Raw genomic sequence first — 5,562 nt, 5'->3', positions numbered from 1 at the left:
GCCCCGGAACTTGTTCCGGGGCCGACTCGTGTTCGGGCGGGCGCTCGTTCAGGCAAACCGACTACCAGGGTGGGCCACCCGTACGGCAGGATCTGTGGATGGCTGTCCGAGACGTGCGCACCCTGCCGAAAGCCCATCTGCACCTGCACTTCACCGGTTCGATGCGCCCCAGCACGCTGCTGGAACTGGCCGACAAGTACGGCGTCCACCTCCCCGAGGCGCTCAGCGGCGGCGAGCCGCCGAAGCTGCGCGCCACCGACGAGCGCGGCTGGTTCCGCTTCCAGCGGCTGTACGACATGGCGCGGTCGTGTCTGCGGGAGCCCGAGGACATCCAGCGGCTGGTGCGGGAAGCGGCCGAGGAGGACGTGCGGGACGGCGCGCGCTGGCTGGAGATCCAGGTTGACCCGACGTCGTACGCGCCCCGGCTGGGCGGTCTGATCCCGGCGCTGGAGATCATCCTGGACGCGCTGGAGAGCGCCGCGCGGGAGACCGGTCTGGGGATGCGGCTTGTGGTAGCGGCGAACCGGATGAAACACCCGCTGGACGCCCGTACGCTCGCCCGGCTCGCCGTCCGCTTCCGGGACCGCGGCGTCGTCGGCTTCGGGCTGTCCAACGACGAACGCCGGGGTTTCGCCCGCGACTTCGACCGCGCCTTCGCCATCGCCCGGGAGGGCGGTCTGCTGGCGGCCCCGCACGGCGGCGAGCTGTCCGGGCCGAGCAGCGTGCGGGACTGCCTGGACGACCTGCACGCCTCCCGCCTCGGCCACGGCGTACGGGCGGCCGAGGACCCGGTGCTGCTGGCGCGGCTGGCGGAGCGCGGCGTGACCTGCGAGGTCTGCCCCGCCTCGAACGTGGCACTGGGCGTCTACGACAAGCCGGCGGAGGTGCCGCTGCGCACCCTGTGGGACGCCGGCGTGCCGATGGCGCTCGGTGCCGACGATCCGCTGCTGTTCGGGGCGCGGCTCGCGGCGCAGTACGGCATCGCGCGGGACACGCACGGCTTCACCGACCCCGAACTGGCGGAGCTGGCACGGCAGTCGGTACGGGCCGCGTCGATGCCGGCGGAGGTGCGCGACGAGGTGCTGGCCGACATCGACGCGTGGCTGGCGGAGCCTTCGCCATGGCCGGTGTCCTAGCGGATTCCCTACCGGATTCCCCCGAGCAGGGTCCGGACGAGGTTCGCCGCGAACTCCTCCAGTGGCTGCGCCGCCTCCGCCCCGCCGCCGATGCTGAGCAGGATCGCGCGCTGGTGGCAGGCCCCGAGCAGCAGTGCGGCGGCCGCATCCGGGTCCGCGTCGGCGCGGAGCCGGCCCCCTTCGCGCTCGGCGCGCAGATAGCCGGCGAGCGCCTCTACGGGCTTGTGGGGACCGGAGCCGAGCTTGCGCATGGCCTCGTCGTGGCGGCGCAGCAGCTTGGGCTCGGCGAACAGGGAGGCGGCGATGGGGAAGCTGCGCTCGTAGAAGCGGGCGGCGTGCTGGGCGATCTCGATGAGGTTCTCCTCGATGCCGCGGGCCGGCTCGCCGGGGGCCCCGGCATCGGCGGCCGCGGCGGCGTTGAGTTCGTCCAGCAGCGGAGCGAGCCGGGGCAGCCGCTCCTGCAGCACATGGATGAAGATCTCTTCCTTGCCGGTGAAGTGCTTGTAGAGGGCGGCCTCCGAGCAGTGGGCGGCGCGGGCGATCTCCTTGGTGGTGGTACGGGCCAGTCCGATGGTGCGCATCAGCTGTTCGGCGGCGTCGAGGATGCGCTCACGGGTGGGGGTCGAGGGGCGAGTGGGCATTCACCGACCCTAGCCGGGCCGGGAGGTAGGGTGGCGGCGGGTGGGTGAATACTCACTTACCCTCGCGTGCCGTCCCCGGAAGAGAGGTCACGCTGATGCGCTACACGGTTTTCGGTGCCACCGGCGGCACCGGTCAGGAGCTCGTACGGCAGGCGCTGGACTCCGGACACGAGGTGACGGCGGTGGTACGGGATCCGGCGCGACTGCCCGTACGGCACGCACGGCTGGACGTGATCACCGCCGACGTCACCGACGCGGAGTCCCTGACCCCCACGGTGGCGGGACGCGACGCGGTGCTGTCCGGGCTGGGCGCGCCCGGCAACAAGGCCGCGGGCATCGCCTCACGGGGCACCCGGGCGATCCTGCGGGCGATGGAAGCGGCCGGGGTGCGCCGCTACGTCGGGGTCAGCGCGGCGCCGGTGGAACCGGGTTCGGAGGGGGAATCCGTGTTCTACCGCGCCGTGCTGCTGCCGCTGGTGCGCCGGGCGTTCCGCGACGTGTACGCCGACCTGGCGGTGATGGAGGACGCGATCCGCGCCAGCACGGTGGACTGGACGATCGTGCGGCCGCCACGGTTGACGGACAAGCCCGCCACCGGCACGTACCGGCGGACGATCGGCGGCAACGTGACGCGCGGTCACCTGGTGCCGCGGGCCGACCTGGCCGCCGCGATGCTGGCGATGGTGGACGACCGGGCGACGGTCGGGCAGGGCGTGGGCGTCGCGTCCTGATGCCTCGGCCCGCCGGCCCGGTTGACGTGGTGCTTTACAGCGCGCAGCCGACGGTCACCGGCTCGTTGACGAGCGTCACGCCGAAGGCGGCGCGGACCCCGTCCCGTACCTCGCGGGCGAGGGCGAGCAGGTCGTCGGTGCTGGCGTCGCCGCGGTTGGTCAAGGCCAGGGTGTGCTTGCTGGAGATACGGGCCCGGCTGGTGCCGTACCCCTTGCCGAACCCGGCCCGGTCGATGAGCCAGGCGGCCGAGGTCTTCGTACCGCCGTCCCCCGCCGGGAAGGCGGGTGCCGCGACGTCGCTGCCCAGCCGCTCGGCGACGCGGGCGACGAAGGCGGTGAACTCCTCCTCGCTCAGCACCGGATTGGTGAAGAAGGACCCCGCGGACCAGGTGTCGTGGTCCTCGGGGTCGAGCACCATGCCCTTGCCCGCGCGAAGCTTGAGCACGGTCTCGCGGGCGGTCTGCGCGGGCACCCGGTCGCCGGGTTCGACGCCGAGTACCCGGGCGGTCTCGGCGTACTTCAGGGGTGCCGACAGGCCGCCGGCGTCCTCCAGTTCGAAGCGGACCCGGAGGACGACGTAGCGGGACAGGTCGGCCTTGAAGCGGCTGTGGCGGTAGGAGAAACCGCAGTCGGCGTTGGCGAGGGTGACCGTCTCCCCGGCGTGGCGGTCGTAGGCGACCACCTCGGTGATGGTCGCGGAGACCTCCTGCCCGTACGCACCCACGTTCTGGATCGGCGTCGCGCCCGCGGAGCCCGGGATGCCGGCCAGGCATTCGACGCCCGCCAGGCCCGCGTCGACGGTACGGGCGACCGCGTCCGACCAGTTCTCCCCGGCCGCGAGTTCCAGGCAGGTGCCGGACAGGGCGAAGCCGGTGGTGGCGATGCGCAGGGCGGTGCCGCGGAAACCCTCGTCGGCGATGACGAGGTTGCTGCCGCCGCCGACGATCAGCAGCGGGGTACCGGCGGCATCGGCCTCGCGGACGGCCGCGATCACCTCGGTGTCGGTGGTCGCGGTGCGGAGGCGGGTGGCCGGGCCGCCGAGGCGGAAGGTCGTCAGCGGGGCGAGGGGGGCGTCATGGAGTTCCTGCACGCCGTCAAGCGTACGAGAGCGGGGCGGGGGCGCCTCCCGTCGGTCCCCCGCCCCCGTCCTCCGTCGCGGTCGCCGTCGCCGGTCGCCGGTACCTCGCCGCCGGTGTCAGCCGAGCCGGACCACGGCGCGGGACCTGCCCAGCACCTTCTGCCCGGCGCTCGTCACCGTCAGGTCCACCCGGACGGTACGGGCGTCGTCGTCGAGCTTGGCGGCGACCTTGGCGCTGACCTCGAGAGCCGCGCCCTTGTCGTCGTCGGGCACGATGACCGGCTTGGTGAAGCGCACCCCGTACTCGAGCACCGCCGCCGGATCGCCGGCCCAGTCCGTCACCACCCGGACCGCCTCGGCCATGGTGAACATGCCGTGCGCGATGACGTCCGGCAGTCCGACCTCCTTGGCGAACCGCTCGTTCCAGTGAATGGGGTTGAAGTCCCCCGAGGCGCCCGCGTAGCGCACCAGCGTCTCGCGGTCGACGGGGAAGGTGCACGCGGGCAGCTCGGTGCCGACCTCGACGTCGGCGTACGCGATCTTCGCTGACATCTCCGTCACCCCTCCTCGGCCGCGCGGGCCACCAGCTTGGTGCGGGCGGTCACCACGAGCTCGCCCGCCTCGTCGTGCACCTCGCCGCGTACGTCGAGGATGTCGTTGCCCGCCATCGACTTGACCGCCTCGATGGTGGAGGTGACAGAGAGCCGGTCCCCCGCCCGTACCGCCCGCTCGTACGTGAACTGCTGGTCGCCGTGCACCACTCGGCTGTAGTCCAGGCCCAGCTGCGGGTCCTCGGTGACCTGCCGGGCCGCGCGGAAGGTGATGGCGAAAACGAAGGTGGGCGGGGCGATCACATCCGGGTGGCCCAGCACCCGGGCGGCCTCCGGGTCGGTGTAGGCCGGGTTGGAGTCGCCGATGGCCTCGGCGAACTCGCGGATCTTCTCGCGGCCGACCTCGTAGCGCGGCGTGGGCGGATAGCTCCGCCCGACGAAGGACTGGTCGAGCGCCATGGGCGCGGCACCTCCTGAGGGCTCGTGGGCACTGGGCACGTCACACACGACACGAGGCCGCCCCCGGATCGGGGACGGCCTCGTCGAAGGACCTGATTCAGCGCGTCTCGCGGTGCGCCGTGTGCGTCTTGCAACGCGGGCAGTGCTTCTTCATCTCCATGCGGTCCGGGTTGTTCCGCCGGTTCTTCTTGGTGATGTAGTTCCGCTCCTTGCACTCCACGCAGGCCAGCGTGATCTTCGGGCGGACGTCGGTGGCAGCCACGTGAGTGCTCCTTGACGGGCGGGTCGGCAGATGAGCAGGCAGAGTAGCCGATCGGAGGACCGAACCCACAATCGGCTACATTCGGTGAAGTAGCGGTGACCGGACTTGAACCGGTGACACAGCGATTATGAGCCGCTTGCTCTACCGACTGAGCTACACCGCCACGATGTGAGGACCCTCCCCATCGAGCGGCGGATCTCACACATCAGAGCCCCAAAACGGAATCGAACCGTTGACCTTCTCCTTACCATGGAGACGCTCTGCCGACTGAGCTATTGGGGCGAGCGATGAAGACATTACACGCCTCACAGCCAAAGGTGAAATCCGTATCGGGCCCGCTGAACCCCCGGCCAGGGCCCGCGCTCACGGGCCTCACCAGGCATCCGGCAACACCTCAATCCTCCCTCACACCACGCCGGTACGACTATTCGTCTCCTCCTCGCCGGGGCACTTCCGGCGGCCTACTCTCGACTGACGCTGCGTGATCTTGATCATCCGCCGACGTGGGGAGTGTGATGGCCGACAGCCAGCCACCGGAGCCGAGGGACGCCGACGGCCCCCGCGACAACGACCCGCGTGCGGCGGCCGCATCGAGGGACGCCGCCTCGAAGGATCCCGCCGCCCCTCGGGAGGCCACCGCCCCGGGCGAACCCGCCCGTGACAGCGCCGCCCGCACCCTCATGCTGTGCGGCGCCCGGCTCGCC

Annotated in this window: 7 protein-coding genes, 2 tRNA genes and 1 pseudogene; 3 read left to right on the top strand and 7 right to left on the bottom strand. The window is 71.7% G+C overall.

Features of this window, described 5'->3' with window-relative positions; all coding sequences use genetic code 11:
* The first annotated feature begins 98 nt into the window (after positions 1–98).
* Positions 99–1,136 (top strand): adenosine deaminase, encoded by a 1,038-nt coding sequence (locus tag ACRDP3_RS11030; protein WP_431516700.1) that lies wholly within the window; start codon positions 99–101, stop codon positions 1,134–1,136.
* A gap of 8 nt (positions 1,137–1,144) precedes the next feature.
* On the opposite strand, the gene ACRDP3_RS11025 is transcribed toward ACRDP3_RS11030, so the two are convergent.
* Positions 1,145–1,777, bottom strand: a complete 633-nt coding sequence (locus ACRDP3_RS11025) for a TetR/AcrR family transcriptional regulator (RefSeq protein WP_431516699.1) — start codon at positions 1,775–1,777, stop codon at positions 1,145–1,147.
* A gap of 95 nt (positions 1,778–1,872) precedes the next feature.
* Here ACRDP3_RS11025 and ACRDP3_RS11020 point away from each other — a divergent pair, with 95 nt between their 5' ends.
* A complete protein-coding gene (locus ACRDP3_RS11020) occupies positions 1,873–2,508 on the top strand; it encodes an NAD(P)-dependent oxidoreductase (protein WP_431516698.1) in 636 nt (211 codons plus the stop codon).
* 34 nt (positions 2,509–2,542) lie between these two features.
* On the opposite strand, the gene ACRDP3_RS11015 is transcribed toward ACRDP3_RS11020, so the two are convergent.
* From ACRDP3_RS11015 to ACRDP3_RS10990, 6 genes are all read right to left on the bottom strand, one after another.
* Positions 2,543–3,598 carry a UDP-N-acetylmuramate dehydrogenase gene (locus ACRDP3_RS11015; protein ID WP_431516697.1) on the bottom strand — a complete coding sequence of 352 codons (1,056 nt, stop codon included), beginning with the start codon at positions 3,596–3,598 and terminating at the stop codon, positions 2,543–2,545.
* 105 nt (positions 3,599–3,703) lie between these two features.
* On the bottom strand, positions 3,704–4,138 hold the full coding sequence (locus ACRDP3_RS11010) for a MaoC family dehydratase (RefSeq protein WP_431516696.1): 435 nt from the start codon (positions 4,136–4,138) through the stop codon (positions 3,704–3,706).
* A 5-nt stretch (positions 4,139–4,143) separates the two neighbouring features.
* Positions 4,144–4,596: an FAS1-like dehydratase domain-containing protein gene (locus ACRDP3_RS11005; protein WP_431516695.1), complete on the bottom strand. Its 453-nt coding sequence runs from the start codon at positions 4,594–4,596 to the stop codon at positions 4,144–4,146.
* Positions 4,597–4,693: 97 nt separating this feature from the next.
* The gene (gene rpmG, locus ACRDP3_RS11000; RefSeq protein WP_431516694.1) at positions 4,694–4,858 is read right to left on the bottom strand and encodes a 50S ribosomal protein L33; all 165 of its coding nucleotides are present in this window, start codon (positions 4,856–4,858) and stop codon (positions 4,694–4,696) included.
* Positions 4,859–4,948: 90 nt separating this feature from the next.
* A tRNA-Met gene (locus tag ACRDP3_RS10995) sits at positions 4,949–5,021 on the bottom strand.
* 46 nt (positions 5,022–5,067) lie between these two features.
* A tRNA-Thr gene (locus ACRDP3_RS10990) sits at positions 5,068–5,140 on the bottom strand.
* A 233-nt stretch (positions 5,141–5,373) separates the two neighbouring features.
* Between ACRDP3_RS10990 and ACRDP3_RS10985 the strand changes: the two are divergent.
* Positions 5,374–5,562, top strand: a pseudogene (locus tag ACRDP3_RS10985) (hypothetical protein); the annotation flags it as partial.

The organism is Streptomyces sp. (assembly GCF_050698815.1).
Lineage (GTDB): Bacteria > Actinomycetota > Actinomycetes > Streptomycetales > Streptomycetaceae > Streptomyces.
Note: the sequence above shows the minus strand (reverse complement) of the source record. Positions and strands in the feature narration are given on the sequence as shown.

Coding starts and splice junctions, on each gene's coding strand:
- ACRDP3_RS11020 (WP_431516698.1), top strand. CDS start 1,873: ATGCGCTACACGGTTTTCGGTGCCACCGGCGGCACCGGTCAGGAGCTC.
- ACRDP3_RS11030 (WP_431516700.1), top strand. CDS start 99: ATGGCTGTCCGAGACGTGCGCACCCTGCCGAAAGCCCATCTGCACCTG.
- ACRDP3_RS11010 (WP_431516696.1), bottom strand. CDS start 4,138: ATGTCAGCGAAGATCGCGTACGCCGACGTCGAGGTCGGCACCGAGCTG.
- ACRDP3_RS11025 (WP_431516699.1), bottom strand. CDS start 1,777: ATGCCCACTCGCCCCTCGACCCCCACCCGTGAGCGCATCCTCGACGCC.
- ACRDP3_RS11005 (WP_431516695.1), bottom strand. CDS start 4,596: ATGGCGCTCGACCAGTCCTTCGTCGGGCGGAGCTATCCGCCCACGCCG.